We start from the raw sequence: 26,074 nt of genomic DNA on the forward strand, positions 1-26,074 counted from the left end.
TAGCTGTTGGACTTCGTGCCCTACCCAAAGTGCCGTTTGCCCCTAATTTGCTGCCCGTTTGGCATTACAATGGGCAATTAAGTTTTCCAATGGACGATTCATGACAGCGCATAAAACAACTCAATGGCATGGCGTGATATTGGTATTGTTACAATGCCTATTCGCAAACACGGTTAACGCACAACCCCGCATTGCCATCCTTGATTTTGAACTTAAGGATCTCACCTATATTCCCGGTGTTCCTCAGGAAGTGGAGCGTACGGGTTCAGTAAAGCCGATGCTGGAGGAAGAATTACAAAAAGCGGGGTATAAGCTAATTTCTATACCTGTGGATGCACAAAAACAAGCGACGGCTGGCATTGGCTACCTGTTCGATCACCATGATATGGCCGCACAATTGGCGAAGAAATACAATGCCGATTATGTGATCGTAGGCAGGTTGCATAAGCCCAGCTTTTTGTTTATGTACCTGATGGTGCATCTGGTTGACGTCAAACAGCAGCGGTTGATTGCTGATTATTCTTCTGAAGTCAAAGGTGGGGAGAAAAAATTAACACGGAAAGGGGTGGAGAGTTTGGTGGTCAAAATCAATGATACCTTTAAAGGCTTGTAATGCTGCCCGTACTAGTGCAAATATTTCATGAAACGGTATGTTCCTGGCAAATTTTGCCGCTATCCTCTTCGGTCAGGTTTTCTTTAGTCAATCCGCACAAATAGCCCTCTGGCATTAAAGTAAAATACTGACAGGTTTTGCAAAGCCCAAATGTGTGTGATTTGTTCGATTTTTGCAGGGCGGTCAGTACGGTCACCATTGTTTCATCGTAATCTCTCGCCGTCCCACGATCCAAAAGTTCGGAAGCCTGGATGAACAGCTCGCACGGCCTGGCTTGTTCTAACATGGCTCTTCCTTCCGGCAACAGGCTAAGATGAATGACGCGGCGGTCTGCCGTGTCTGTCGTTTTGTTGACGTAGCCTTTTTTTTCCAATAACAAAAGCGTTTGTGAAACAGTCCCCCGCGTCATGCCCAGGTAATTGGAAAGTGCGGCCGGCGTGTCACTGTACTTATTGCAACGGGACAAGTAATCCAAAACTTGTAAATGTACGACCTGTAAACCAAATTCAGTGCATTTTTTGCGCTCCTCAGAACGTATTAATGCGGCCATGCGTTCAATGATGTCGAAAACACTTGTTTTTTCCATGGATTAAACCGTCTTAAAAGGTGATAAGTTGACTATCTTCTTATGATAACATAAGCTATATATATCGAATCGATATGTTATTGCGCGGCTATTTATTTAGGAGATAATTATGACACTTTCTCATGTTTATGACACTTATGCAAAGGCCGTAAGTGGAAGAATTATGCATTTTGATGTCGTTCTTGATGAACAGGATCAAGATAAGGCGTTAAAATACGCAAAAGAATGGCTTGCCAGCATTGGTTACGCGGATGCGGTTGTGACCCAGGAGAACTGCACGTTTTGCCACAGCGCCGAAGCACCCTCTGAGCTCCGCAAGCAAATAGACAGTCAAGGATACGGTATTTATAAGTTAGAGGGCTGTCCAAAATAACGATGCAAGGGTTCTTAAATGATTGTCTTAGCGCCATCAAAATGAATGACGATTTAGAAAAGCCAGTCCTCTCGCCGTGTATCAGGAATTGTTGCCTGAATGAGGAAGATATTTGTCTGGGTTGCTTCCGTTCGTTGACTGAAATTGTCGGTTGGGCTGATGCCAATAATGTCGCCCGAAAATCGATCATGAATAACACCGAAGCCCGACGTGCCGCCCATTATGCAAAATATAGACGTTCTTCAGGATAGATTACACTATTGATTTGAAGGAACTTAGGGACTTATCATGACAAATTCGACGGCCTTATTGCCAAACCTAATTTTGGCGGTGGCTAAAACCATTGAAACCAACGCCGATGACCTAACCGCGTTAGATCAAGCCATCGGTGATGGCGACCATGTGACTAATTTACAACGTGGAATTCAGGCATTGGCCGCGCAAAGCGAAGCGTTAAGCCAACTCGATTGGCAGGCTGCATTGCAAAAAATAGGGATGGCTGTGATGTCATCGGTTGGCGGTGCGTCCGGTTCGCTTTATGGGACATTATTTATGGCCATGGGCAAAAACCTGCAAAACCGGCCACTGACCATAGCGGTCTTTGCGGAAGTATTTATGAAAGCTGTGGAAGCCGTTAAACAACGCGGCAAGGCGGAAAGGGGCGAAAAAACCATGCTCGATGTGCTGATTCCGGTAGCGGAGTTGCTCCTCCAGAATGCTGACCAGCCCGAAGTGCTTGAGCAAGTTAAGCAAACGGCAATAGCGGGTGCCGATGCTACCCAAAATATGCTTGCTACCAAAGGCCGCGCTTCGTTCCTGGGCGAACGCTCGCGAGGATATATCGATGCGGGCGCGAAAAGCAGTCAGTTGATGATATGTGCGATTGTTGATGTGTTGACGGCGACTTAAGGGATTTCTCTGTTTATAAGCCCGTCGGTAAGTTTAGGGCGAACGGTAGTGGGGTGGTTTCGTTCGCGGTGTGCCTGTCGAACGATGGGCGGAATCAACGCGCTCAAAAATGCCTCAACAACCCCAGCGCAACGCTGCGGCATGAACCGGCGCATCCCATAAACGAACTAATTCCTCATCCAATAAGGTCAACGTAATCGAAGCCCCCGCCATATCGAGCGAAGTCGTGAAATTGCCGACTAAAGATCGGGTAATGCGTAACCCACGTTTTTGCCAAAATGTCGCCGCCAAATCGTAAAGTAAATACAATTCCAGCAACGGTGTTGCACCGAAGCCGTTTATATGGAGTAGGATTTCTTGGCCCTTCTTCGGCTGTAAGTCTTCATCAATAACCGTAGCCATCCGTTCAACGATTTCTGATGCACTTTTTAAAGGCACGGTTTCCTGGCCGCGTTCACCGTGAATTCCCACACCGATTTCCATCTCATTGTCATCTATGGCAAACGTCGGCTTGCCCAGGGCTGGAACGGTGCAACTGGTCAAGGCTATCCCCATAGAAGCCGTGACCAGGTTGATACGGTCGCCAAGGGCTTTGCATTCAGCTAAGCCCGCGCCATTTTCGGCGGCTGCGCCGACTATCTTTTCGATTATCAAAGTTCCCGCAACGCCCCGCCGTCCTGTACTGTGCGACTTAGGTAAGGACACATCATCGCTGACCAGCACGGAGGCATTGGGAAAGTCCAACATTTCCGAGGCGATTTCAAAGTTCATTACATCGCCAGCATAATTTTTGACGATGAATAAAACCCCAGCACCTTGTTGGACAGACTGGGCAGCAGCCAGCATCTGGTCGGGGGAAGGGGACGTAAATATCTGCCCAGGGCAGGCGGCATCCAGCATCCCCGCACCCACAAACCCCGTGTGCAAAGGCTCATGCCCTGAACCGCCGCCTGAAACCAGCACGACTTTCCCTGGCTGTTTAGGCATTTTTCTTCTGACATAGCGGGGTTCCGCATTGAATTCAATGAGGTCGCTATGGGCCAGGGCAAAGCCTTGCAGGCTTTCGTTGAGGATGGTGTCGACGTTATCGATAAATTTTTTCATGGAGCTGTCCTCATTGCAAATGGAATGAAGGCTAATTATATCGTTCCTTCGCCCTGGCGTGGGGGACAATGCAATGCGCCCTGGCCCTGTAACACAAGGTCTTATTTAAGGTTATTTCCCAGTATTAAACATAAGTCGCGGACACCTTCGGACCGATTGGAATAACCACGGGATTGCAGCCAGTGGTCGAAATCGGCGGCCAATGAATCACTGTGGGAAATGGTGAAACGCTCCAAAGTAGCATTAGTCGGTTTTTTCTGGTGTTTGGTTTTGTTGCCGGTTTGGTGCTGGCCAAATTACGGTTTGTTTGAGCAGGCATAATTAGATGCGCAATGACGGAAAGGTATTGCGTTCTATGTTTGTATCTACAGGGCGAAATACGCTCAGCTATTCGGCCTTGCATTATTCAAACGCATCAATTAATTTCAATTCGTTTCCGAATTCCTTTGGGCATTTCCAGTTTGGCCCTGTCCCAGCTTTCTAGGTCTAAAATGTCGTCCAGACATTGTTCCATAATCTGATGGGCTTGTTTGGTTGCCTCGGCAATCCGGCGGTGAACCTGAATTTGTGCAGGGTTATCAGCTGTTGTTTCCGAAGCGATGCACTCCTTTTGATAATCGAATAATTTACGTAAACTGGCTATTTGCAGGCTGACTTGGAGAGGACAGGCACAGGTATAAAGGGCGGCTTGGTCGTTGATGATCGATAGTTGCAGGGCTGAAAATTTATTGTCCAGGTTCATCGTGCTCTCCTCATAATATTATTATTTTTAGATAATGACGGTCTTTTTTGAGAGAATTGCTTAGCTTTCTTACCGTATTTTTAAAAATATTGTAAAAGCCGGTTCGGCGAGTTGAAAATCGCCTTGAAGCATATTATTAAAAGTATATAAATTATAGGGTTTAATGAAATCAAGCAAGCTATTTGGCTTACATTCGGTACAGGCTGCATTGGATTACTCGCCGGATAAAATCATCCGGGTTTGGGTAGACGAGCAGCGGGTGGATAAGCGGCTGGGGAAAATCATCGACGATTTGGCTGCATTGGGCATAGAACCGGAAAAAACCGACCGGAAAAAACTCGACCGTCTGGCTGACGGAAACAACCACCAAGGCATTGCAATGGAAGTGACGATGCCGGGTGAGTTGTCGGAAAGCGATTTGAAGACGATGGTGGAAAATCAGGAAGGTGCGGCCTTATTGCTGGTGCTGGATAATGTGCAAGATCCCCATAACCTGGGCGCGTGCTTGCGGACCGCCGATGCAACCGGCGTGCAGGGCGTTATAATCACCAAGGACAATGCCACCGGTATTACCCCAACGGTGTGTAAAGTCGCCAGCGGTGCAGCGGAAACTGTACCGGTCTATCAAGTGACTAATTTGTCGAGGACGTTGCGATGGCTAAAGGGCGAGGGCGTTTGGGTGATGGGTGCAGCGGGTGAAGCAAGCCAAACCGTGTATCAAACTGATTTGACTGTGCCTATGGCGTTAGTGATTGGCGCCGAAGGTATCGGCCTTAGGCGATTGACTAAAGAGAATTGCGACTTGTTGATCAAATTGCCGATGCTGGGTCAGGTTGAAAGCCTTAATTTATCGGTCGCTACAGGCGTCCTTCTCTACGAAGCGGTGAGACAGCGTTCGATTGGCAATCGATGATACGAGGGCCAAGTTAGGCGGTCACACGCATGCTGCCGCACTTCCTTAATGGTCGTCCATGCCGAAATGATAAGTTGGCCCTATTAAATTCCGGTCTTCACGGCAAATAAACGCGCCAACTCATCCCCCCCAATTCGGTGCTTTTATTGCCTTCTAGTTTCCCTCCCAACATCCCGACCAAATCAAAAACCACAGTCATACCGATACCGTGGCCGTGGATGTTTTCATCGGCGCGTACGCCGCGTTTAAGGATTTCGTTGAGTTTGCCGTCGGGGATGCCGGGGCCGTCGTCGTCTATTTGGATGAGCAGGGCATAGTTTCGGCGGTCTTTACGCGGGTTTTTAGTGACAGTGATTTTTGTGTTGTGTTTACACCACTTGCAAGCGTTATCCAGCAAATTGCCAATGATTTCGTACAGGTCGCCTTCTTCAAAATAAATCTGGCATTGCTCCGGTACGCTGATAACCGTGTTGATGGCCTTGTCGATATAGACTTTGTTAAGTGAAGAGCTGATTTTGTTGAGGAAGGCCGATAAGTCGATGCCTTTGATGGCCTTGTGTCCGCCTTTGGCAGCGGCGCGTTGGAGTTGATACTCGACGATTTTATCCATGATGGTGATTTGTTCTTGCACCGTCTCTTTGTTGTCGCTGAACGATTCAGTGCAGCCGCGCAGTATCGCGAGCGGGGTTTTCAGGCTGTGCGCCAAATCGGCTAAGGTATTGCGGTAGCGTTCCAGGTGGGCGCGTTCATGCGTGATAAAAGCGTTCAGGTTTCCGGCGAGGCTTTGTAATTCCGTTGAATATTCGCCATCGAGCAGGGTTTTTTTGCCTTTCTCTATTGCATTCAGGTCGTTGACGATAATCCGTATGGGTTTTAAACACCAACGCAATAAGGAAAATTGCAGAAATATCAAGACGATCCCAATAACGGCCAGCCATGACCATAAGGCTTTTCTAAACCGGTTCACCTGCTGGCTGACGAATTCGGAATCTTCGGCGACTGTGAAGATGTATTCTTTCTCGATACCTGCAAGATTTTTCCAGATGATGTCGTAGTGCAAGAAGTACCGCCGTGGATTGTCCGCTAGGAAATAGGTGTTGCCGGCGCCTAATTTTTCCGGCGGTGTGGGTACATCCAACCCTATTGAGGAGGGGGAGCGCCAGATCAGGTTTTTATTGGTTTTTTGGATGAAGGCGTAAAGTCCTGAACCCGGGTTGACGAAACGCGGCTCTGGAAGGTTGGAGGGGATGGATAAGTCGCCGGAATTTTTTAGCTCCGCTGTCGATAACAACGAGTAAATTTGGACCTGTAATCGCTCTTTTAATGCTTGTTCGGCGCTTTCCCTAAAGCTTTGTTCCAGGACGACGGCGACCAGCGCTAAGAATGCCGCCAATACGAGGCCTTCGGTAGCCAATAATCGGAAGCTTAGGGATTTTGTACGCACTTGGAGTTCGTAGCCTTAGATGGTGAGAAAAGTCAGATGGGAATACGATAGCCCCTTCCACGTAAGGTTTCAATGGGTTTTCGGGAACCGTCCGGGTCGAGCTTTTTTCGTAATCGACCGATGAATACTTCGATCACGTTACTGTCGCGGTCAAATTCTTCATCGTAGATATGCGCTGTCAGCACGGTCTTGGTAATCAATTCGCCCTTGCGGAACATGAGATATTCCAATACTTTATATTCGTAAGCGGTGAGTTCGAGCTTTTCCCCAGAAACCAGGACTTCTTGGGTAACGGTGTTGAGTTCGATATTGTCGTGGGTGAGGACAGGTTGTGCCTGGCCTGCCGAACGGCGGATAAGGGCATTAAGCCGTGCCAGCAATTCTTCATAATGGAAGGGCTTGACCAGATAATCGTCAGCCCCCGCTTCCAGCCCTTCGACTTTCTCCTGCCAGCGGCTGCGGGCAGTCAAAATGAGGATAGGTACGGTAATATTGTCTTTGCGGAGTTTATTGATCAACTCGATCCCGGAAAAATCGGGCAACCCCAGGTCGATAATCGCGGCATCAACGGGATATTCTTTGCCCATGTAATAGCCGTCTTTACCTGTGTTGGCGGTGTCGACCGCAAAACCTTTACTTTCCAGGTAATCCTGAACCTGTTTACATAGCGTCAATTCGTCCTCAACCACAAGAATACGCATGGTGTCTCCTTAGCAAAACCCGTCAACTTATTAAGGCACCGGTTTCCGCGTCGATTTTGTAATGTTGTATATGTCCGTCTGGGGTCAATACTTTGATGATATGGACTTCTCTGCCATCAATAATGACAGTTGTTGCGCCTAAAACCCGCTTGTTGCCGTCACTGAGGATTTTCTGGGTTGCCTCATGCAAGCTGACCCGTGCAAGGTCAATATCCTCATCTGCATGGCATACATGACATAAGGCGAGCAGTAATAGGCAGTTAATCAGTATTTTCATGATGTCACTGTTAAGGTTGGCGGTAGGTTTGCCCTGATTGTTATTGGTGCTTTCAACCAGTTCGGTTTAGTGTAGCCGAACACGCTGAATCTAGGCTGAATTATTACCGTAAGATCCAACTTTTTGCCAGATCGCTAATGCCTAGGCCTAACGATGCGCCCAGTTTACCGGCAATGCGGTCAACCAAGCGTTCTTGCTGGGTAAAATCGACCAAGGTTTCGGCGCCGATAACGTCTTTGGCGACAGAATCCTGAGATCCCATAGCATCGACGACACCCAATTTAACGCTTTCCTCGCCCGTCCAAACCAAGCCCGAAAACATATCCGGCGTTTCTTTTAACCTAGAACCCCTGCCTTTTCTGACGGCATCAATAAATTGTTTGTGGACTTGGTTGATTAGGTTTTGCATATATTGCTGTTCATCGGGCTTGCCGGGGGAGAATGGGTCTAACAGGGCTTTATGTTCCCCGGCGGTGAGCAGGCGGCGTTCAACACCCAATTTCTGCATGGTGTCGACAAAGCCAAAGCTGTCCATAATCACGCCGATGGAGCCTATCAAACTGGCTGGGCTGGCAAAAATTTTGTCAACAGCCGAGACGATGTAATAGCAGCCGGACGCACAGATGTCGCTAACAACAGCGTGTATGGGCAAATCAGGGTGTTCTTTCTTTATTTTCTTGATTTCGTCATACACATAAGCCGATTGCACGGGGCTGCCGCCGGGGGAATTGGCGTGGATAATAATGCCTTTGGTGTTTTTGTCCTTAACGGCATCCCTTAAGCTGTCAATAATGCTTTCGGCGTTGGCATTTTGGTCTTCGGCGATCATGCCGACCAAATTGATGACGGCAGTGTGGTTTTTGCCGCTTCCACCGATTTCCTGTTTGAACTTAGGGTACATGGCTATGCCCAAGACTGCGAGCAAATAACCGAACATCAGCAGCTTAAAAAAAATGCCCCAACGTCGTGCCCGCCTTTGTTCGGTTATTGCAGCGAAGGCGAGTTTTTCGACGATTTCGCGTTCCCAGCCAGTTTTGTCGTTCATGTTCGAATTGATTGGATTCTCTGATTGGTTTTCCATGTCTTACCTTAAGAAATGTGTCAATAGCTCTGTGGGTTGTTGCAAGCAGAGCAGGGGATGGTATTGCCTTAACGAATCCTCGGAATTTGCGCCGCACACCACACCAATTGAAGGGACATTGGCATTTCGCGCCATTTGCATATCGTGTATTGAATCACCCACCATTAATGTATGGTCTGGTGTAGTCTGGACATATTGCATGATTTCATGCAGCATTCTTGGATTGGGTTTGGAAGCCGTTTCGTCGGCGCAACGGGTAATGTCAAACATATCTTTCGTGCCGGTTGCGGCCAATGCCGCGATGAGCCCAGCCCTGGTTTTACCAGTGGCAACGGCAAGTTGATAGCCTGATTCCTTTAATTGAACCAACATTGGGTAAACGCCGGGGAAAAAATCATCCTGGCTGAGTTGCTTGGAGAAATAGGTTTGGCTGTAAAGTTTCACGATTTTTTTTTGAATTTCGGCATCCCCTTCAGGATATAAGGCTGCCACGGCATTATCTATGCACAATCCTATGACATCTTTGGCCGCTTGGGGTTCAGGCGTCAAAAAACCGTAATGTTCGCCAGCCCTTTGCAAGCAGTGGACGATCCAGTCGATAGTATTAATTAAAGTGCCGTCCCAATCGAATACAATCAGGTCAAATCTGTTCTTCATTCTGAGTAAAATCGATAAAATGTTGCGGTAACGGGGCGGAAATTTTTAGGGTTTCACCCGATACGGGGTGTTGAAATTGCAAGGTTTCCGCGTGCAGGAACATTCGCTTATAACCTCGGTTTTTAAAAGCCTTATTGATGTCGTCCAAGCCGTAGCGGTCATCGCCGATAATCGGATGGCTTAAAAAAGCGGCATGGACGCGGATTTGGTGAGTGCGCCCGGTTTTGGGCGATACTTCGACCAAGGTGGCATCTTTATATAGCTTAATTCGCCGGAACAAAGTTTCAGATGCTTTTCCGGCCTGGTTGATAATGACCATTCGTTCGCCGCCTTTGCTGACGTTTTTAAGCAAGGGTTGGTTCACAATCAATTTCTTTCTCGCCCATTGTCCGGAAAGCAAGGCCAGATAGGTTTTGCTTACGGTATCGTCGCGGAATTGTTCGTGTAATGCCCGTAAAGCGCTACGTTTTTTGGCAATCAACAGGCAACCGGAAGTGTCCCTATCCAACCGATGGACCAGTTCCAGGAAATGTTGTTCAGGATTCAACTTCCTGAAACCTTCGATAATGCCCGAATCCACGCCACTGCCGCCATGGACGGCAAAACCGGAAGGTTTGTTGACGATAAGTATGGCATCGTCCTCAAACAACACGTTATGTTGCAGGATTTCAGTTAAGCCTCGACTGACGGGCAGGTGGTCGTCAGCTCCACTCTCCGCCATCCTTACCGGTGGGATTCGGACTATATCGCCAATAACCAAGCGGTATTTCACATCCACGCGCCCCTTATTGACCCTGACTTCTCCTTTGCGGACGATACGGTAAATACGGCTTTTGGGTACGCCCTTCAAGCGGGTAATGAGGAAATTATCCAGCCTTTGCTCACTGTTGTCTTCGGTGATTTCTACCCATTGCACCTGGGGCGGCGGGCTTTGTTGTTCGGTATCCATATCGTAAATAATACCAGTAGTTTGCCTGATTTGATGGTTTAAATTGATGAAAAGCAATAAGGTTGCTATATTATCCCTGCTTTGAAAAAAAATAGCAGACTCTGTAAGGTTTCCGCCATGAAACTGACAAAAGTGAGCCGGTAAGGAACAAAGCTTATAACAATAATGTCAAGTCCTTAACCGCAAAGAATTTCGGGTTAGTCATTCACCCATGACGAATGAATTATTAAATCCTGTCCAACAGCAGATTTTACACTAACGACTGAATAAACAATTTGCATAGTTACAAACTACGCACAGCCATCGTTGATCTCATCACACTATAGCCGATAAGGTTCACATTAGGGTCGGGATACCAAACATCAAAACATTTATACTTACTTGATAAATGGATAAAGGAACAACGAAACGCCTAATTTTACGCGCAAAGCAAAGCGAGACGTAAATACAGTCTGAGTCAGTAAATTCTGAATATTGGAGCAGTACATAAAAAGGAAACACAATGAAAAGAATGCTTATCAATGCGTCGCAGGCGGAAGAACTGCGGGTGGCTTTGGTAGATGGTCAAAAACTTTATGATTTTGACATAGAAGTACCTTCAAAAGAACAGAAAAAGTCCAATATTTACAAAGGGATAATTACCCGAGTAGAACCTAGCCTGGAAGCGGCGTTCATCAATTACGGTGCCGAAAAACATGGCTTTTTGCCGTTCAAGGAAATTTCCCCGATCAACCTTAAAGCGCAAGACGAAACCGAAGGCGAAGTACGGCGTAGCGCCATTAAAGACCATCTAAAAGAAGGTCAAGAAATTATCGTACAGATCGAAAAAGAAGAACGCGGCAACAAAGGCGCTGCGCTAACCACCTACATTAGCCTGGCTGGCACTTATCTCGTATTAATGCCGAACAACCCCAAGGCAGGTGGCATTTCCCGGCGCATCGAAGGCGATACCCGCAACGATACGCGCGAAGCGATGGCGCACCTTGAGATTCCCGAATCGATGGGGTTGATTGTCAGGACGGCGGGTTGCGGCAAAAGTGCGGAAGAATTACAGTGGGACTTGAATTACCTGCTGCAATTGTGGGATGCCATCGAGCGTTCTACCAACGAACAGCCTGCGCCATTCCTGGTGTTTCAGGAAAGCAATGTTATTATCCGTGCGTTACGGGATCATTTGCGGGGCAATATCGATGAAATCCTGATCGACAATGAGGATTCGTTCAAGTTGGTGCAGAATTTCCTGCGTCAAGTCATGCCGAACTTGTTGCCAAAAGCAAAGCTGTACCAAGATGCCGTCCCCCTGTTTAACCGTTACCAGATTGAATCACAAATCGAAGTTGCTTATGGAAGGGAGGTCTCTTTGCCGTCAGGTGGGTCTATCGTTATCGACCATACCGAGGCGTTAACTTCAATCGACATCAACTCGGCACGCGCAACCAAAGGCAGCGATATTGAAGAAACCGCACTCAATACCAATCTTGAAGCGGCGGACGAAATTGCCCGTCAGCTTAGGCTGCGGGATTTAGGTGGTCTGTTTGTCATTGATTTTATTGATATGATGTCTAATAAAAATCAACGAACGGTTGAAAACCACCTGCGTGATGCCCTAAAAATTGACCGCGCCCGGATTCAGACTGGCCGTATTTCAAGGTTTGGGTTATTGGAAATGTCCCGGCAACGGATGCGTCCGTCCCTGGGTGATTCCACCCAGATTACCTGCCCACGCTGCAAAGGCCAAGGGACGATCCGCAATGTCGAGTCGGTCGCCTTGTCAGTTTTGCGCCTGCTTGAAGAAGAGGCCATGAAAAAGGGCACGGAAAAAGTCATCGCCCATTTGCCGATCGAATGCGCGACATTTTTGTTGAACGAGAAGCGAAGCACGATTGAAAGCATCGAAAATCGTTTAAAAGTTGATATTGTTATCTTGCCCAGCAAGCATCTTGAGACACCCGCTTATGCGATTGACCGTATCAGGGAGAAGGAAGCGAGCACCGATGAAAAGCCCAGTTATGTGCAAATAAAAGTCGAAGACATCGCGATACCTGAGTTTGCCCAACAGCTAAAGCCAAAAAGTGACAAGGCGGTCATCAAAGAGTTTTTGCACGATTCTCCCGTGCCGGCCCCTGTACAAAATAAGAATGAGTCAGCTAGCTTGATTAAACGCTTTTGGCATAAATTAGTGGGCACAAGCCCTGCCAAGGAGCAAACAAAAGCAAAAGAATCGCCAGCGCAAGTTACCAGAGGTAATGCGCCGGCTGAAGACAGTCGGCAACCTAGGTCGCGTAATAATAATCGGCGTGGACAGGGTCCAAACCCCAACCAGAATGCAAACAGGGAAGCCAATCCGGGTCGTGAAGCGCCCAAAGGTCAGCAACAAGCACGCAATGCCCGTCCGCCCAGAGGGCAGGAAAACAGGGCTGCAAGTTTGCAAGAAACGAATCGTCCGCCGAGCAGGCAACAAGAACCCATCAGGGATTTCAAAAGAGATGTCGCCCCGCCTGTCGCGGAAGGCATGAGTAACGGACCGTCTATCAATTCGCCAGAAGTTGTTGTCCCTTCTTTTATGCCCAAACAAGAGCCTGTAAGCGATAGCCAAGCGGTTGTGAGCGCCGAAGAATCCTTGCCTCGGAATGAGGAACAAAAGGCACGGGCCGACAATAAAAGAAACAATGCCAGGCGCGGGCCTAATCGGAGAAGGCCGCGTAACCCTAATTACAAAAGGCCTGATGCCGCAAACGAGAATGGCAACAGTACCGATGGCGCGGTCAGGGAGTTTTCAGGAGAAACCCAATCAAACGCTGCGACTGCCTATGCGGCTGATTTTGCCAACAGGCAAGGTAAGGAGGAGAGGCAAGAGTTTCAAGCAAGTTCATCCAATACTACGTCTGAGAGTGCCGGCTCAACGGCGACAGCAAAACCCGATTCAGCAAACGAATCTTGAAAGGCTGATTTACATAGCAATGTTGTGGGTAATGGCTAACTAGCAATCGTTTAAGGCGTTTGTGTCATGAAAGCGGATTATTTTCTGGATATTTCGATACCTGAACAGCGCCTTGCGATAATCGACAATGGTCGGATAATATGCAGATATTCCGTTTCCACCGCTAAAAATGGTGCGGGTGAACAGCGGGGTAGTGAATGTACGCCGAGGGGTTGGCACAAGGTCAGGGCGAAAATAGGTACAGGGCAACCATTAAATGCCGTTTTTAAAGGCAGACGGCCTACCGGCGAAATTTATGATGAGGAATTAGGCGGTCGTTACCCAGGGCGAGATTGGATTTTGACACGTATTTTATGGTTAGGCGGTTTGGAGCCTGGCAAAAACCGCTACGGTGAAGTCGATACCTGCTGGCGTTATATCTACATCCATGGCACTCCGGATGAATCTGCAATTGGCTTACCCGCTTCTCATGGATGTATACGCATGAAAAATGTCGATATGTTGGACTTATTTAGTCGCGTTGATGCCGGGATTAAAGTCTGTATCCATGAGTAACTTATTGGATTGGCGCTATATAGGCAATCCAAAATTGCTTTATTCAATTTTTTTCCCCGTTTTGATTAAGCTCAAATGGTTCGCATTGCCCTAGGAGTCGAGTATGACGGCAGCGGCTTTGCGGGCTGGCAGTGGCAGCCTAATAGGCGCAGCGTCCAGGCCGAGTTGGAGAAAGCCCTTTCGAAAGTTGCCAATCACCCGGTTACTGTGATTTGTGCGGGCAGGACGGATGCGGGCGTTCATGCATTGGAACAAGTGGTGCATTTTGATGTCAATGTAGAGCGCGATCTTCATGCTTGGTTGCTGGGAGGCAACAGTAATCTACCGGACGAGATACGGATTACTTGGGTCAAGCAAGTGGTCGACGATTTCCATGCGAGGTACAGTGCGATTGCGCGGCTCTATCGTTACATGATTTTAAATCGACCTGTAAAATCAGCGATACTGGGCAAGCAAACCACCTGGTGTTACCACCCGTTGGATGCGGACGTAATGAATAAGGCGGCACAACACTTGGTCGGCAATCATGACTTTACTTCGTTTCGGGCGCAAGGGTGCCAATCCAAAAGCCCATTTCGCATCGTCCATTTTGTTGAGGTGTATCGCGAAGGCGAAAAAGTTATTATTCAAATTTGTGCGAATGCTTTCTTGCACCACATGGTCAGGAATATTGCCGGGGTTTTAATGGACATTGGTATAGGCAAGCAGGCCGAAGATTGGACATTAGCCTTGTTGGTGGCCAAAAAGCGGGAGTTGGGCGGTGCGACAGCCCCGCCATCCGGTTTGTATTTAGAATCCGTTTATTATCCTCCCTGTTATGGGTTTACTAAGCATCCTGCGTTTAATCGATTGCCCGGAGATACCAAGCGGTTTGATTCGCCCCTTGTTAATGTGGGCTAGTCACTTGCAATTTATAGTTAATCGGGTAGAGTTATTTCTTAAAATTTAAAACATGATAAATATGACAAACTTTTTATCCTTCCAGGTGCATGGTGGGGGCATTGGTGGCGGTGTTGCCGCTAATGTTGCTAGCCTGTTGGAATTTCTGGAAAGCCTTGCAGGCAAAACACCGCCCGAAATATTTTCAACCATATTGCCTGGAATTGCTGGCCTGGAAAATATCCATCCGTTGTTCGTGCATTTCCCCATTGCCTTTTTTTCCGCTTTTTTCTTGATTGATTTTTTGGGCGCGACAACTAAAAAAGCACAATGGCGCTATGTTGCAAGCTGGCTGTTATACCTGGGCACTATTTCCGCAATTTTTACAGTGATAGCAGGATTAATCGCGGCAGATTCGGTCGAGCATGGCGAAGACGTACATGCGTTAATGGAGCGTCACGAGCATATTGGTATTGCTGTGCTCTCTTTGTCGTTGTTCCTATCTGCCTGGCGGTTGAAAAAATGGGGACTGTATTCTATGACGGGTAATACCGCTTTTCTTGGATTGGCAGGTTTCCTTTGTGTACTCTTATCTTTAGGTGCCGATTTGGGCGGGTTAATGGTCTACCAGTATGGAGTTTCTGTAAAATCAGGTTCCAATTCCGAAACTAAACCGGAAGAGGTTGTGGGTCAGGATGGACATAGCCATGACAAGCCTGTGTTAAATACCCCAGATGGACACAGTGACGATCATAGCTCTGGAGGGCATAACCATAGCGGGCACCACCACCATCATGGTGGGCACAGCCATGCGCATTAATAATGCGATTTCAATGTCCCTTAAAGGTCAATAACATTTCCCGCAACCGTCATAAATGGAAACCATAGCCCATGACGGTTGACGGCTGGCAGTCGAAATTTAAACTTTCATATTGCTGTAAAATAATAGCGATTTAGAGAAAGCGATACATTATTTTATGGTATCCTTACGCGCTTGAATTTACGCTGAGATTCACATCGGTTATGCGTACGCGTGTCAAATTCTGCGGCTTTACCCGTGTTGAAGAAGCGGTTTATGCCGCCCATTTGGGAGTCGATGCAATTGGCTTGGTATTTTACCCGCCCAGTCCACGACATGTCGGGATTGATCGGGCGATTGAAATCGTTCATGCCCTGCCTGCGTTCGTGTCGGTTGTGGCATTGTTTGTCGATGAACAAGAGGCGCTGATTCGGAAAATTTTAGAACAAGTGCCAATTGACTGCCTCCAATTTCATGGTGATGAAGCACCGGAAGCATGCAGGATTTACGGTAAGCGGTATATCAAGGCAGTCAGGGTACAGGAAAACACAGAGATATCGAAAATAGTGGATGGCTACAGGGACGCCGATGCGCTATTGCTAGATGCCTACGATCCCTCGGCAAAGGGTGGTACTGGCAACCGATTTGATTGGGGGTTAATCCCCAAAAGCTGTTCGCTGCCGATCATCTTGGCCGGCGGGTTGGACAGCACGAACGCCAAGCGGGCAATTGAAGAAACGCAGCCCTACGCACTGGATGTAAGCAGTGGCGTGGAAGCGGGAAAAGGGCTAAAAGACAAAGACAAAATGGCTGCATTTATTGCGGCAGTTCATCAAGGTGACAGAACAATAAATGACAGAAAAATATAATATGCCCGATACGAGAGGGCATTTTGGGCCTTATGGCGGGATGTTCGTGGCGGAGACACTCATACCGCCCATCCAAGAGTTGAATGCCGCCTATCAACGATACTTAAAAGATCCCGAATTTATTTCAGAATTGGATGCCGATTTACAGCATTATGTCGGACGGCCTTCGCCCTTGTATTATGCCGAACGGTGGAGCCGCGAACTGGGTGGGGCGCAAATCTACCTGAAAAGGGAAGACTTGAACCATACCGGTTCCCACAAAATCAACAATACCGTCGGACAGGCCTTGTTGGCAAAACGCATGGGTAAGACCCGTATCATTGCCGAAACGGGTGCAGGGCAACATGGGGTGGCGACAGCCACGGTTGCTGCCCGGCTTGGGCTAGAATGCGTCGTCTATATGGGTGCGGTCGATGTCGCGCGGCAATCACTTAATGTCTACCGGATGAAACTATTGGGCGCCACGGTGGTCGCCGTCGAATCCGGCTCAAAAACCCTCAAAGATGCCCTGAATGAAGCGTTGAGGGATTGGGTGACCAATGTGGATAATACATTTTATATCATTGGCACGGTGGCGGGTCCCCATCCGTATCCTGCGATGGTACGTGATTTTCAAGCGGTAATCGGCCGCGAGGCCAAGCAGCAATGCCTGGATATGGCGGGCAAGCTTCCCGATGCGTTGGTTGCGTGCGTAGGCGGTGGCTCCAATGCAATCGGCTTGTTTTATCCCTTTATTGAAGACGAATCGGTCAGGTTGATCGGCGTTGAAGCGGCAGGTGACGGCATCGCAAGCGGGCATCATTCTGCGCCCTTATGTGCAGGTCGTCCGGGTGTATTGCATGGCAACCGCACTTACCTGATGGCGGATGACGATGGTGAAATTATTGAAACCCACTCCATTTCGGCAGGCCTTGATTATCCGGGCGTAGGCCCTGAACACGCTTGGTTAAAGGACACGGGACGTGCCGAGTATGTCAACATAACCGACAATGAAGCCTTGGAAGGGTTTTATGCTTTAACCCGAATGGAAGGCATTATTCCTGCACTGGAATCTGCCCATGCGATGGCATACACCATGAAGCTCGCGCCCACTATGCGTAAAGACGAAATGATAGTGGTGAACTTGTCCGGTCGGGGTGATAAGGATATGCAAACGATGGCGAAACGCGAAGGGATCGAGCTATGAGCCGTTTAGCTGCAAAATTTGAAGAACTTGGCAAATTGGGACGTAAGGCTTTAATTCCTTTTGTCACTGCAGGTGATCCCACTCCCGATTTTACCCTGCCGCTGATGCACGAGATGGTTGAGGCCGGTGTTGACGTGATCGAGCTAGGCGTACCGTTTTCCGATCCGATGGCGGATGGCCCCGTTATCCAGCGCGCAAGCGAACGGGCGTTGGCGCATAAGATGAGCTTGACGAAAACCCTGGCGCTTGCCGCCGAATTCCGCAAGACCAACCAACAAACGCCAGTGGTTTTAATGGGTTACCTCAACCCAATTGAGGCGATGGGCTACGAGGGCTTTGCCAATGCCGCACAACGTGCGGATATTGACGGTGTGTTAACGGTCGATTTGCCGCCCGAAGAAGGCGAGCACTGCGCGGCTTTATTGAAAGAACGTGAAATCGACACCATATTTCTGTTAGCCCCCAATAGCACTGATGAGCGTATTACAAAAATGTCTAAGCTGGGTAGTGGCTATCTTTACTATGTTTCGCTCAAGGGCGTAACTGGCGCGGGCCATTTGAACGCGGCGGACGTGGAAAACAAGCTAAAGCAGATCAAGGCCATTACGGCATTGCCGGTTGGCATCGGATTTGGCGTTAAGGATGCTGAAACAGCCCAAATCATTGCCGGATTGGGTGACGGGGTTGTGGTAGGCAGTGCATTGATTAGTAAAATAGAAAATAATTTGGATGACCTTGACCGCGCAAAATCGGAAATTATCGGGCTATTGTCCGCTATGCGCCAGGCAATGGATAATTAGAAAAAATATTGCTTTTTTAAAAGCAAAAACATAAAACACGACGGTATATTTATGGCAATGAGTTGGTTTGAAAAACTTGTTCCTTCAACGATAAGGACTGATGCATCCAACAAGAAAGCGGCTGTCCCAGAAGGGCTATGGAACAAATGTCCTAGCTGTAATGCGATACTTTACAATCTTGAACTGGAAAAAAACTTCAGTGTTTGTCCAAAGTGTGAGCACCACCTGCGGATTCCTGCCCGGACTCGGCTCGAAATGTTTCTCGATGAGGAAGGCAGGGAAGAAATCGGCAAAGGCATCAAGCCTTCCGATCCGTTAAAATTCAGGGACAGTAAAAAATACAAAGATCGCCTCATCCTGGCGCAAAAACAAACCAAGGAGAATGATGCCTTAGTTGTAATGAAAGGGCAATTGAAAGGGCTGAGTTTGGTGGCGGCTGCCTTTGATTTCAATTTTATGGCGGGTTCAATGGGTTCAGCCGTCGGCGAAAAGTTCGTTAGGGGTGTGAATAAAAGTCTGGAATTGGGTATACCGTTCATTGTGTTTACTGCGAGTGGCGGTGCGCGGATGCAGGAATCCTTGTTCTCCTTGTTCCAGATGGCAAAGACCAGTGCGGCGTTGGCAAAATTGGCGGAAGCAGGTATCCCTTACATTTCGTTTATGACCGATCCTACCATGGGCGGTGTATCCGCCAGTCTTGCCATGTTAGGCGACTTGAATGTCGCTGAACCCAATGCCTTGATCGGTTTTGCAGGCCCTAGGGTTATCGAGCAAACCGTACGTGAAAAATTGCCGGAAGGTTTTCAACGTAGCGAGTTTTTGCAGGAACATGGCGCTATCGACATGATTATCGACCGCCGTGATATGCGCGATAAAATTTCGGCGATATTGACGATGCTTACCGAAAACAAAAATGTTATCGAGACTCCCGTCATACAAACTGAGCTTGAAACTGTATTTGAATCAGGGAGTGACCCAGAATTATCGGCTGTTTCCGATGTGGATGAGGTTGGCCTTCTTTCTTTTGTACAGGAAGGCTAATACCATCCCTCATGGCCCATTTCGATACGCTGAAGGGATGGCTGGAATGGCAGGAAAAATCGCATCCTTTGACTATAGACCTGGGGCTGGAGCGGGTAGCCAAGGTCTACCAAGCACTGAGATCCAGAGAAACTAAGCCGCTCACTATCACGGTCGCAGGTACCAATGGAAAAGGCTCTTGCATTGCTTATCTTGAAGCAATTTACCGGGCTCAGGGTTATCGGGTGGGCGCTTATACCTCGCCACATATATTAAAATATAACGAAAGGATCAAAATAGACGGCAAACCCGTTCAGGACGATGTTATTTGCAACGCATTTGAACGGATTGAAACCGTTCGGGATCAGACCTCGCTCAGTTATTTTGAATTCGGCACATTGGCGGCATTGGATATATTTTCCCGTGCCAAGCTCGATATTCAATTACTTGAGGTGGGATTGGGCGGACGTTTGGATGCGGTCAACATTGTTGAGCCGGATGCCGCTATTATTAGCAGCATTGGCATTGATCATGTGGCTTGGTTAGGTGAGACACGGGAGAAAATAGGGTATGAAAAAGCGGGCATTTTTCGCCCTGCCGTGCCGGCTATAGTAGGCGATCCATTGCCGCCGAATTCACTCATGCAAGTCGCGGAAGACAAACAGGCCTGTTTCTATAGGATAGGGAAGGACTTTGGTTATGCTAAGCAAGCAAACGGCTGGCAGTGGTTTTGCGATGGAAAGCGTGTCAGCCAACTGCCAGAGCCTTCATTAAAAGGCGAACACCAATACCGCAATGCCGCCGCAGTTATTATGGCAATCCAATTATTAGCTGATAAACTGCCTGTAGGTGAGCAAGCCATACGCCTGGGCCTGGAAAGTGTACAATTGCCCGGACGCTTTCAGTTGCTTGAAGGGGATATACCCGTACTCTTGGATGTGGGGCATAATCCCGAAGCGGTGCGGACTTTGGCCGAATATTTAAACCAAAATTTTCCCAAGCGACGTATCCATGCTATCTTTTCCATGATGAAAGACAAAGATATTGCCGAAGTGCTAAGGATTATGAACCCAGTTGTTTACGACTGGTTTTTTGCCCCCCTGACTAATCGCAGGGCGGCCACGGTAAGCTTGATGCGGGAAATTTTTTCACAACTGGGCATGGCTAACGTGTCGGTCAGTTATACGGGTTTTGTTGATGCATTTGCGGCTGCAAAAGCACAGGCAAAGGCGGGTGATTTGGTGCTTGTTTTTGGCTCTTTTTTTTTGGTGTCCGATTGTTTGGCTGAGTTTCAGAAGGGTGGGTAGAAAAAATGGATCATGAATTAAAACAACGCTTGATTGGTGCAGTCGTTGTCACTGCCTTGGCCGCTATTTTTATACCGATGTTGTTTGATGATCCCGTAGACACCAGCGGTAAGACAGTTACTGAGCTGACGATCCCGCAAGCACCTGTTGACGTTGAGCCAGCCCAAAATCCGCCAGAAAATAAAGCCCAGGTGTTGAATAGGCCGGATATTGAACTTGATGCGGCTGAAGTGAATGAAGATAACCCAGGCAGCGTAACGGGAGAATCGCCACTTAACAGTGGACAGCCCGGTACACCCGATTCCTTAGGTAGCTCAGGCGTTGACAATACAAAGAACAACGCTGTTGAAGGATCGCCTTCCAAACAATTAGACGAAAATGCAGAATCCGGTTTGGATACCGGTGAAGTCTCGGGTGTGGATCAACAAGATGACAATCAAAGCACTGAAGCAGTAGTGGCTGCACCTGTAAAGAACCCTGAACAGGATTCAGGGACGCCAGTCAAAAAAGCAGCGCCAAAATCGATAGACACTGAGCAAGCAAAAGTAAGGGTTACGCCGCCACCTAGCAAGGCAGTAGAAAAGATCAAGCCAGCCGATAAAGCCCACAAGGACGGCGCACAAAAATCAAGCTCAAAGTTAGTGCGTTACTCTATACAAGCGGGTAGTTTCAGTAAGAAAGAAAACGCCCAAGCCTTAGTGGAAAAACTCCGCAAACAAGGCATGTCCGCTTCTGTTGTTGCAAAAGGCGATTTTTTCAGGGTTAAGATAGGGCCGTCGCTAGACAAGGATAAGGCAAAGGAAATGAAAGCAAAATTAGATAAGCAAAATATCAAGGGCTTACTGATTGTTGAATGAGGCAAGGGTTTGCAAAGCCGAAAATTGTTGATTCGTCAGAATGGTTTGGGTTGATAATGCCATCATTGCGCTATTAGCAATTTATACCATTGGCGGTATCGTCCGTGGTTTGGGTCAGGAAATTTTTTCCATAACCGTTTGGCTGATAGGCATAATTGTGGCTTGGTTTTTTAGTCAGGACTTTGCGATCCTATTATCGAAATTCTTTAGTACGTCATCGACCAGATTGGCGATGTCCTTTATTGCGTTAATCCTTATAACATTGGCGATGGGCGGTATTATCAACATGTTATTAGGAAATAGTGTAAAGAAAACAGGCCTTACCTTGCTGGATCGATTGGGTGGATTATTTCTGGGGTTCAGCCATGGCTTGGTCGTCGTCTTTGTCATGGTTCTCTTAGCCGGCGTGACGCCCTTACCTAAAGATCGTTGGTGGCAAGAGTCAAAATACTTGCCACCTTTTCAGTCGTTGGCGAGTTTAATAAAGCGTAACAGCTCATCTAAAATTGCAAGGTCGATCAATTTTCCCTAATTTCAATAACCAGGTTAAGAAATAATGTGTGGTATTGCAGGTATCGTTTCACATCAGAACGTCAACCAAGAGCTATACGATGCGCTGACCGTTTTGCAGCATAGAGGCCAAGATGCCGCAGGTATAGTCACTTGTGAGAATGGTCGATTGTATTTGCGAAAGGATAACGGCTTGACGCGTGATGTTTTTACCGATGCACAGATGATAAAGCTGAAAGGTAATATGGGCATCGCCCATGTGCGATACCCGACCGCAGGGTGCGCCAGTTCGGAGGAAGCGCAACCCTTCTACGTCAATTCACCATTCGGTTTGACTTTGGCGCATAACGGCAACCTGACCAACGCCGAAGAACTCAAGAAAGCCTTGTTCGTCGAAGACCAACGGCATATCAACACCGATTCCGATTCCGAGGTGTTGCTCAACGTGTTTGCCCATGAATTGCAAACTTTAGGCAAACTCAAGTTAACTGTCGATGATGTATTCAAGGCAGTTGCGAACGTCCATCGGCGTTGCCGTGGCGCCTATGCGGTCGTCGTCATGATCGCGGGGTTTGGCATTTTGGGCTTTCGTGATCCCCATGGTATACGGCCCGTTGTGTACGGTGAAAGGAAAACTCCGCGGGGCCCGGAATTTATGATCGCGTCCGAAAGCGTTGCCCTGGATGTCTTAGGCTTTGACCTTATCCGGGATATTGAACCCGGCGAAGCGGTTTTCATTGAAGAATCCGGCAAGCTGCATACGCGACAATGTGCCGAAAAAATAGATCATTGCCCGTGCATTTTTGAGTACGTTTATTTTGCCCGTCCCGATTCCATCATCGACAATATTTCGGTGTACAAAGCGCGTTTGCGGATGGGTGAAAAACTGGCGGAAAAAATACTGCGTGAATGGCCTGACAATGATATTGATGTCGTCATTCCCATTCCCGACACAAGCCGCACTGCCGCATTGCAATTAGCTTATCTGTTGGGTGTCAAATTTCGTGAAGGCTTTATCAAAAATCGCTATATTGGAAGGACATTTATTATGCCTGGACAAAAAATGCGGGAAAAGTCGGTCAGGCAAAAGCTGAATGCTATCGGGCTTGAGTTTGAAGGGAAAAATGTGCTGTTGATTGATGATTCTGTGGTCAGGGGGACTACTTCGGCGCAGATTATCCAGATGGCACGAGATGCGGGTGCAGCAAAGGTTTATTTTGCTTCGGCTGCGCCGCCCGTACGTTACCCCAATGTTTACGGGATCGACATGCCGGCAGCCAGGGAATTGATCGCGCATAACCGCACCGAGGATGAGGTCTGCGCGGCAATCGGTGCCGACAAAATGATTTATCAAGATTTGGACGATTTAATCGAAGCTGTCGCCCGTGGTAACCGGCAGATCAAGCATTTCGACACATCCTGTTTTAGCAAGATCTACGTAACCGGCGATGTTGATGATGAGTACCTTGAACAAACGGAGTCGCTCAGAAATGACGGCGCCCAAATGAAACGAAAAATCTTGGATATTATTGCGGAAGCGTAATTTTTGCGGCATATAAAGAAAATATTTCGTTTTTAGGGGCGGCCTAATCAACTATAGGGATCTCTGATTAAGTTGATTCCACTCATGGTGCGACACACTCACCACGAACGGAATCAACGCCTTACCGTTCGTCCTGAGCTTGTCGAAGGACTTGTTCAGAGTTTCCTATATAAGCTGCTTAATAATACCTACCAAAGTCAGTAAATTTAATGAAAGATATAGACTGGAAAAATTACGGCCTTGAAACCCAGGCGATCAGGGCAGGGCAGCGGCGTACCCATGAAGACGAACACAGCTTGCCTATTTTTGCGACGTCAAGCTATGTCTTCAAAAATGCCGAAGAAGCGGCACTGCGCTTTACCGGACAAAAGCCCGGCAATATTTATTCCCGCTTCACCAATCCCACCGTCAACGCTTTTCAGGAGCGCCTTGCCCTTATGGAAGGCGGCGAGCGTTGCCTGGCCTTTGCATCAGGGATGGCGGCGATTTTTGCAGTCGGTATGGGTTTGTTGAAAGCGGGAGACCATGTGGTTTGTTCGCGCGGCGTGTTTGGCAATACCGTCTTGTTGTTCCAGAACTATTTCGGCAAATTTGGCGTTGAAACGGATTTTGTCGATTTGATAGACGCCGACGCTTGGGAAGCTGCCATTAAACCCAATACCCGTTTTTTATTCCTGGAAACGCCATCCAATCCGCTGATGGAGATCGCCGATATTGGATTATTGGCGAAAATGGCACACAAACACGGCTGTTTATTGATCGTGGATAACTGTTTTTGTACGCCTGTGTTGCAAAAACCGTTCGCTTTGGGCGCCGATATTGTTATCCACTCAGCAACCAAATACATTGATGGGCAAGGCCGTTGCGTAGGCGGTGCAGTTATCGCGAGCAATGACCTGATTGAAAAGTCCATCTATCCTTATTTGCGGACTGGCGGCGCAACGATGAGCCCATTCAATGCCTGGGTGTTTTTGTCCGGACTGGAAACCTTGGCCGTGCGGATGAAAGCGCATTGTGACAGCGCATTTGAATTGGCGAAGTGGTTAACTCAATGTCCAGGCGTGAATAAGGTGCATTACCCGGGCTTGCCTACGCACCCTCAGCATGAGTTGGCCTTACGCCAACAAACTCACTTTGGCGGAATTGTCAGTTTCGAGTTGCAGGGTGGAAAGGACGCGGCATGGAAGTTGATCGATGCAACGGAAATGATCTCCATTACCGCAAATTTGGGCGATGTCAAAACTACAATCACGCATCCGGCTACTACGACACATGGAAGGTTAACGCCGGAAGTTCGGAAATTAGCGGGTATCGACGATGGGTTAGTCAGGGTCTCAGTTGGCTTGGAAAACCTTGAGGACATTAAGGGCGATCTGGCGCGGGGTTTGTCATCGTAGGAATCATGATTCCCTAAGTGGTCACACAGGGTTAATTCGATTAAAAATTGGCTAGCCCGAAATGTCGTTTAGCCGTTCTTATTGAGATTAAAATTTAAACAACGATTTCTTCACCGAATAGTAAGCCGTCCAGCTTTTTTTGCTGTTCAAGGGCATAAAGCTCATCAAAACCACCCACATGAAAGTCGCCGATGTAGATTTGCGGTACTGTACGGCGTTTGGTTCTTGCCATCATTTCTTCCCTTAGCCCAACCGTTTCATCAACATTGATTTCTGTGTACTTTACCCCTTTCCGGTCTAGCAGTCGTTTTGCCATGATGCAATAAGGGCAGATTTTAGTGGTGTAAATGATAACTTTAGTCATGAGGTTTTATTAAATCTTCGGTAGGTGGTTATTTTATCGTTAATCGTGTACTTACTCAAATGGGTACGCTGACTATAGTCTTCATATTGTGGGATAATAATCGTGTGTAGTTATGCACTTCGTTAGTCGTGCGTATCCTCACCTTCTCCTGCTGAAAGGGTTAGGGGAATTAAAAAACCACAATGATGGGCAAATTGGATATATCCGGTTTTCCGTAGACGCAGAGAATGAAGTTGGTTCAACGATGAGATGTCCTTTTTGCGGCACCCAAGATACGCGAGTAATTGATTCCCGATTGGCGAACGAGGGCGACCATGTCCGTCGCCGACGGGAATGCATTGCCTGTAAGGAACGTTTCACCACGTTTGAAACGGCAGAACTGACCTTGCCGCGCGTGGTCAAGCGCAACGGCGTCCGTGAACCTTTCGACGAAAACAAATTGCGTTCCGGCATGTTAAGGGCGTTGGAAAAGCGCCCTGTTGGCAGCGACGATATTGAAGCGGCCGTCAACCGGATCAACAAGGAATTGCTGACCAGCGGCGAGCGGGAAGTGACAACCCAAGAACTCGGCGAAAAAGTGATGCGGGAACTGAACCTGTTGGATCACGTTGCGTTTGTGCGCTTTGCTTCCGTATACCGCAGTTTCCAGGATGTCAGCGAGTTCACTGATATGATCGAAGGCCTACAAAAAAACTGAG

The 26,074-nt window shown here is 47.9% G+C and carries 29 protein-coding genes; 19 read left to right on the top strand and 10 right to left on the bottom strand.

The genetic code is table 11. The features are described from left to right. The first annotated feature begins 100 nt into the window (after positions 1–100). Positions 101–613: a DUF2380 domain-containing protein gene (locus MGMO_RS15090; protein WP_023495926.1), complete on the top strand. Its 513-nt coding sequence runs from the start codon at positions 101–103 to the stop codon at positions 611–613. A 25-nt stretch (positions 614–638) separates the two neighbouring features. Here MGMO_RS15090 and MGMO_RS15095 read toward each other — a convergent pair whose 3' ends face one another. Continuing rightward, positions 639–1,199 (bottom strand): MarR family winged helix-turn-helix transcriptional regulator, encoded by a 561-nt coding sequence (locus tag MGMO_RS15095; RefSeq protein ID WP_023495927.1) that lies wholly within the window; start codon positions 1,197–1,199, stop codon positions 639–641. Positions 1,200–1,308: 109 nt separating this feature from the next. On the opposite strand from MGMO_RS15095, the gene MGMO_RS15100 reads away from it, so the two are divergent. Genes MGMO_RS15100 through dhaL form a run of 3 tightly spaced genes read left to right on the top strand, consistent with a single transcriptional unit; the run spans position 1,309 to position 2,481 of the window. After that, the gene (locus MGMO_RS15100; RefSeq protein WP_023495928.1) at positions 1,309–1,572 is read left to right on the top strand and encodes a DUF2024 family protein; all 264 of its coding nucleotides are present in this window, start codon (positions 1,309–1,311) and stop codon (positions 1,570–1,572) included. A 41-nt stretch (positions 1,573–1,613) separates the two neighbouring features. Next, the gene (locus tag MGMO_RS15105; protein ID WP_036308354.1) at positions 1,614–1,823 is read left to right on the top strand and encodes a DUF1289 domain-containing protein; all 210 of its coding nucleotides are present in this window, start codon (positions 1,614–1,616) and stop codon (positions 1,821–1,823) included. A 37-nt stretch (positions 1,824–1,860) separates the two neighbouring features. Next, on the top strand, positions 1,861–2,481 hold the full coding sequence (dhaL, locus tag MGMO_RS15110) for a dihydroxyacetone kinase subunit DhaL (protein WP_023495930.1): 621 nt from the start codon (positions 1,861–1,863) through the stop codon (positions 2,479–2,481). 114 nt (positions 2,482–2,595) lie between these two features. Here dhaL and dhaK read toward each other — a convergent pair whose 3' ends face one another. Both dhaK and MGMO_RS15120 read right to left on the bottom strand, forming a co-directional pair. Beyond that, entirely contained in the window at positions 2,596–3,585 is a 990-nt protein-coding gene (gene dhaK / locus MGMO_RS15115; RefSeq protein ID WP_023495931.1) for a dihydroxyacetone kinase subunit DhaK, read from the bottom strand. Between the two features lie 415 nt (positions 3,586–4,000). Then, positions 4,001–4,327 (bottom strand): hypothetical protein, encoded by a 327-nt coding sequence (locus tag MGMO_RS15120; RefSeq protein WP_023495932.1) that lies wholly within the window; start codon positions 4,325–4,327, stop codon positions 4,001–4,003. 163 nt (positions 4,328–4,490) lie between these two features. Here MGMO_RS15120 and rlmB point away from each other — a divergent pair, with 163 nt between their 5' ends. Next, positions 4,491–5,240: a 23S rRNA (guanosine(2251)-2'-O)-methyltransferase RlmB gene (gene rlmB / locus MGMO_RS15125; protein ID WP_023495933.1), complete on the top strand. Its 750-nt coding sequence runs from the start codon at positions 4,491–4,493 to the stop codon at positions 5,238–5,240. A 97-nt stretch (positions 5,241–5,337) separates the two neighbouring features. Here rlmB and MGMO_RS15130 read toward each other — a convergent pair whose 3' ends face one another. From MGMO_RS15130 to rluC, 6 genes are all read right to left on the bottom strand, one after another. Then, on the bottom strand, positions 5,338–6,684 hold the full coding sequence (locus MGMO_RS15130) for an ATP-binding protein (protein ID WP_023495934.1): 1,347 nt from the start codon (positions 6,682–6,684) through the stop codon (positions 5,338–5,340). 32 nt (positions 6,685–6,716) lie between these two features. Then, a complete protein-coding gene (locus MGMO_RS15135) occupies positions 6,717–7,385 on the bottom strand; it encodes a response regulator transcription factor (protein WP_023495935.1) in 669 nt (222 codons plus the stop codon). A gap of 22 nt (positions 7,386–7,407) precedes the next feature. After that, entirely contained in the window at positions 7,408–7,662 is a 255-nt protein-coding gene (locus tag MGMO_RS15140; protein WP_023495936.1) for a PepSY domain-containing protein, read from the bottom strand. Between the two features lie 103 nt (positions 7,663–7,765). Further along, on the bottom strand, positions 7,766–8,743 hold the full coding sequence (gene sppA / locus MGMO_RS15145; protein WP_023495937.1) for a signal peptide peptidase SppA: 978 nt from the start codon (positions 8,741–8,743) through the stop codon (positions 7,766–7,768). A gap of 3 nt (positions 8,744–8,746) precedes the next feature. Next, complete coding sequence (locus MGMO_RS15150) at positions 8,747–9,400, bottom strand: HAD family hydrolase (RefSeq protein ID WP_023495938.1); 654 nt, start codon at positions 9,398–9,400, stop codon at positions 8,747–8,749. Continuing rightward, positions 9,384–10,349: a 23S rRNA pseudouridine(955/2504/2580) synthase RluC gene (gene rluC, locus MGMO_RS15155; RefSeq protein ID WP_023495939.1), complete on the bottom strand. Its 966-nt coding sequence runs from the start codon at positions 10,347–10,349 to the stop codon at positions 9,384–9,386. The genes MGMO_RS15150 and rluC overlap by 17 nt, the downstream gene beginning before the upstream one ends. 502 nt (positions 10,350–10,851) lie before the next feature. On the opposite strand from rluC, the gene MGMO_RS15160 reads away from it, so the two are divergent. The 13 genes from MGMO_RS15160 to MGMO_RS15220 all read left to right on the top strand — a co-directional run bounded on the left by MGMO_RS15160 (position 10,852) and on the right by MGMO_RS15220 (position 25,012). Next, positions 10,852–13,290 carry an Rne/Rng family ribonuclease gene (locus MGMO_RS15160; protein ID WP_023495940.1) on the top strand — a complete coding sequence of 813 codons (2,439 nt, stop codon included), beginning with the start codon at positions 10,852–10,854 and terminating at the stop codon, positions 13,288–13,290. Between the two features lie 66 nt (positions 13,291–13,356). Continuing rightward, the gene (locus tag MGMO_RS15165; protein WP_023495941.1) at positions 13,357–13,845 is read left to right on the top strand and encodes a L,D-transpeptidase; all 489 of its coding nucleotides are present in this window, start codon (positions 13,357–13,359) and stop codon (positions 13,843–13,845) included. Positions 13,846–13,920: 75 nt separating this feature from the next. Further along, positions 13,921–14,745, top strand: a complete 825-nt coding sequence (gene truA / locus MGMO_RS15170) for a tRNA pseudouridine(38-40) synthase TruA (protein ID WP_023495942.1) — start codon at positions 13,921–13,923, stop codon at positions 14,743–14,745. A gap of 61 nt (positions 14,746–14,806) precedes the next feature. Beyond that, positions 14,807–15,544: a DUF2231 domain-containing protein gene (locus MGMO_RS15175; protein ID WP_023495943.1), complete on the top strand. Its 738-nt coding sequence runs from the start codon at positions 14,807–14,809 to the stop codon at positions 15,542–15,544. A gap of 203 nt (positions 15,545–15,747) precedes the next feature. Next, on the top strand, positions 15,748–16,392 hold the full coding sequence (locus tag MGMO_RS15180) for a phosphoribosylanthranilate isomerase (RefSeq protein ID WP_023495944.1): 645 nt from the start codon (positions 15,748–15,750) through the stop codon (positions 16,390–16,392). After that, a complete protein-coding gene (gene trpB / locus MGMO_RS15185) occupies positions 16,376–17,578 on the top strand; it encodes a tryptophan synthase subunit beta (RefSeq protein ID WP_023495945.1) in 1,203 nt (400 codons plus the stop codon). Before MGMO_RS15180 ends, trpB begins: the two co-directional genes overlap by 17 nt. Beyond that, a complete protein-coding gene (trpA, locus tag MGMO_RS15190; RefSeq protein ID WP_023495946.1) occupies positions 17,575–18,378 on the top strand; it encodes a tryptophan synthase subunit alpha in 804 nt (267 codons plus the stop codon). Before trpB ends, trpA begins: the two co-directional genes overlap by 4 nt. Positions 18,379–18,429: 51 nt before the next feature. Beyond that, entirely contained in the window at positions 18,430–19,419 is a 990-nt protein-coding gene (accD, locus tag MGMO_RS15195) for an acetyl-CoA carboxylase, carboxyltransferase subunit beta (protein ID WP_023495947.1), read from the top strand. Between the two features lie 11 nt (positions 19,420–19,430). Then, complete coding sequence (gene folC, locus MGMO_RS15200; RefSeq protein WP_023495948.1) at positions 19,431–20,705, top strand: bifunctional tetrahydrofolate synthase/dihydrofolate synthase; 1,275 nt, start codon at positions 19,431–19,433, stop codon at positions 20,703–20,705. Positions 20,706–20,710: 5 nt separating this feature from the next. Next, the gene (locus MGMO_RS15205; protein WP_023495949.1) at positions 20,711–21,562 is read left to right on the top strand and encodes an SPOR domain-containing protein; all 852 of its coding nucleotides are present in this window, start codon (positions 20,711–20,713) and stop codon (positions 21,560–21,562) included. A gap of 40 nt (positions 21,563–21,602) precedes the next feature. Then, entirely contained in the window at positions 21,603–22,094 is a 492-nt protein-coding gene (locus MGMO_RS15210; RefSeq protein WP_023495950.1) for a CvpA family protein, read from the top strand. Between the two features lie 24 nt (positions 22,095–22,118). Continuing rightward, positions 22,119–23,615 (top strand): amidophosphoribosyltransferase, encoded by a 1,497-nt coding sequence (gene purF / locus MGMO_RS15215; RefSeq protein WP_023495951.1) that lies wholly within the window; start codon positions 22,119–22,121, stop codon positions 23,613–23,615. Positions 23,616–23,824: 209 nt separating this feature from the next. Next, complete coding sequence (locus MGMO_RS15220; RefSeq protein ID WP_023495952.1) at positions 23,825–25,012, top strand: O-succinylhomoserine sulfhydrylase; 1,188 nt, start codon at positions 23,825–23,827, stop codon at positions 25,010–25,012. A gap of 94 nt (positions 25,013–25,106) precedes the next feature. Here MGMO_RS15220 and grxC read toward each other — a convergent pair whose 3' ends face one another. Next, on the bottom strand, positions 25,107–25,376 hold the full coding sequence (gene grxC, locus MGMO_RS15225; RefSeq protein WP_023495953.1) for a glutaredoxin 3: 270 nt from the start codon (positions 25,374–25,376) through the stop codon (positions 25,107–25,109). Between the two features lie 244 nt (positions 25,377–25,620). Here grxC and nrdR point away from each other — a divergent pair, with 244 nt between their 5' ends. Next, positions 25,621–26,073, top strand: a complete 453-nt coding sequence (nrdR, locus tag MGMO_RS15230; RefSeq protein ID WP_036308352.1) for a transcriptional regulator NrdR — start codon at positions 25,621–25,623, stop codon at positions 26,071–26,073. The last annotated feature ends 1 nt before the right edge of the window (position 26,074 follow it).

The sequence above is a fragment of the Methyloglobulus morosus KoM1 genome (assembly GCF_000496735.2).
GTDB classification, from domain to species: domain Bacteria; phylum Pseudomonadota; class Gammaproteobacteria; order Methylococcales; family Methylomonadaceae; genus Methyloglobulus; species Methyloglobulus morosus.

Bases quoted from the DNA above. Each gene is read 5' to 3' on its own strand.
- accD (WP_023495947.1), top strand. From the start codon at position 18,430: ATGGCAATGAGTTGGTTTGAAAAACTTGTTCCTTCAACGATAAGGACT.
- nrdR (WP_036308352.1), top strand. From the start codon at position 25,621: ATGAGATGTCCTTTTTGCGGCACCCAAGATACGCGAGTAATTGATTCC.
- MGMO_RS15140 (WP_023495936.1), bottom strand. From the start codon at position 7,662: ATGAAAATACTGATTAACTGCCTATTACTGCTCGCCTTATGTCATGTA.
- trpB (WP_023495945.1), top strand. From the start codon at position 16,376: ATGACAGAAAAATATAATATGCCCGATACGAGAGGGCATTTTGGGCCT.
- MGMO_RS15105 (WP_036308354.1), top strand. From the start codon at position 1,614: ATGAATGACGATTTAGAAAAGCCAGTCCTCTCGCCGTGTATCAGGAAT.
- MGMO_RS15120 (WP_023495932.1), bottom strand. From the start codon at position 4,327: ATGAACCTGGACAATAAATTTTCAGCCCTGCAACTATCGATCATCAAC.
- folC (WP_023495948.1), top strand. From the start codon at position 19,431: ATGGCCCATTTCGATACGCTGAAGGGATGGCTGGAATGGCAGGAAAAA.
- MGMO_RS15180 (WP_023495944.1), top strand. From the start codon at position 15,748: ATGCGTACGCGTGTCAAATTCTGCGGCTTTACCCGTGTTGAAGAAGCG.
- trpA (WP_023495946.1), top strand. From the start codon at position 17,575: ATGAGCCGTTTAGCTGCAAAATTTGAAGAACTTGGCAAATTGGGACGT.
- MGMO_RS15090 (WP_023495926.1), top strand. From the start codon at position 101: ATGACAGCGCATAAAACAACTCAATGGCATGGCGTGATATTGGTATTG.
- sppA (WP_023495937.1), bottom strand. From the start codon at position 8,743: ATGGAAAACCAATCAGAGAATCCAATCAATTCGAACATGAACGACAAA.
- MGMO_RS15160 (WP_023495940.1), top strand. From the start codon at position 10,852: ATGAAAAGAATGCTTATCAATGCGTCGCAGGCGGAAGAACTGCGGGTG.
- truA (WP_023495942.1), top strand. From the start codon at position 13,921: ATGGTTCGCATTGCCCTAGGAGTCGAGTATGACGGCAGCGGCTTTGCG.
- grxC (WP_023495953.1), bottom strand. From the start codon at position 25,376: ATGACTAAAGTTATCATTTACACCACTAAAATCTGCCCTTATTGCATC.
- rlmB (WP_023495933.1), top strand. From the start codon at position 4,491: ATGAAATCAAGCAAGCTATTTGGCTTACATTCGGTACAGGCTGCATTG.
- MGMO_RS15205 (WP_023495949.1), top strand. From the start codon at position 20,711: ATGGATCATGAATTAAAACAACGCTTGATTGGTGCAGTCGTTGTCACT.
- MGMO_RS15175 (WP_023495943.1), top strand. From the start codon at position 14,807: ATGACAAACTTTTTATCCTTCCAGGTGCATGGTGGGGGCATTGGTGGC.
- MGMO_RS15210 (WP_023495950.1), top strand. From the start codon at position 21,603: ATGGTTTGGGTTGATAATGCCATCATTGCGCTATTAGCAATTTATACC.
- purF (WP_023495951.1), top strand. From the start codon at position 22,119: ATGTGTGGTATTGCAGGTATCGTTTCACATCAGAACGTCAACCAAGAG.
- MGMO_RS15220 (WP_023495952.1), top strand. From the start codon at position 23,825: ATGAAAGATATAGACTGGAAAAATTACGGCCTTGAAACCCAGGCGATC.
- MGMO_RS15165 (WP_023495941.1), top strand. From the start codon at position 13,357: ATGAAAGCGGATTATTTTCTGGATATTTCGATACCTGAACAGCGCCTT.
- dhaL (WP_023495930.1), top strand. From the start codon at position 1,861: ATGACAAATTCGACGGCCTTATTGCCAAACCTAATTTTGGCGGTGGCT.
- MGMO_RS15095 (WP_023495927.1), bottom strand. From the start codon at position 1,199: ATGGAAAAAACAAGTGTTTTCGACATCATTGAACGCATGGCCGCATTA.
- dhaK (WP_023495931.1), bottom strand. From the start codon at position 3,585: ATGAAAAAATTTATCGATAACGTCGACACCATCCTCAACGAAAGCCTG.
- MGMO_RS15150 (WP_023495938.1), bottom strand. From the start codon at position 9,400: ATGAAGAACAGATTTGACCTGATTGTATTCGATTGGGACGGCACTTTA.
- MGMO_RS15135 (WP_023495935.1), bottom strand. From the start codon at position 7,385: ATGCGTATTCTTGTGGTTGAGGACGAATTGACGCTATGTAAACAGGTT.
- MGMO_RS15100 (WP_023495928.1), top strand. From the start codon at position 1,309: ATGACACTTTCTCATGTTTATGACACTTATGCAAAGGCCGTAAGTGGA.
- rluC (WP_023495939.1), bottom strand. From the start codon at position 10,349: ATGGATACCGAACAACAAAGCCCGCCGCCCCAGGTGCAATGGGTAGAA.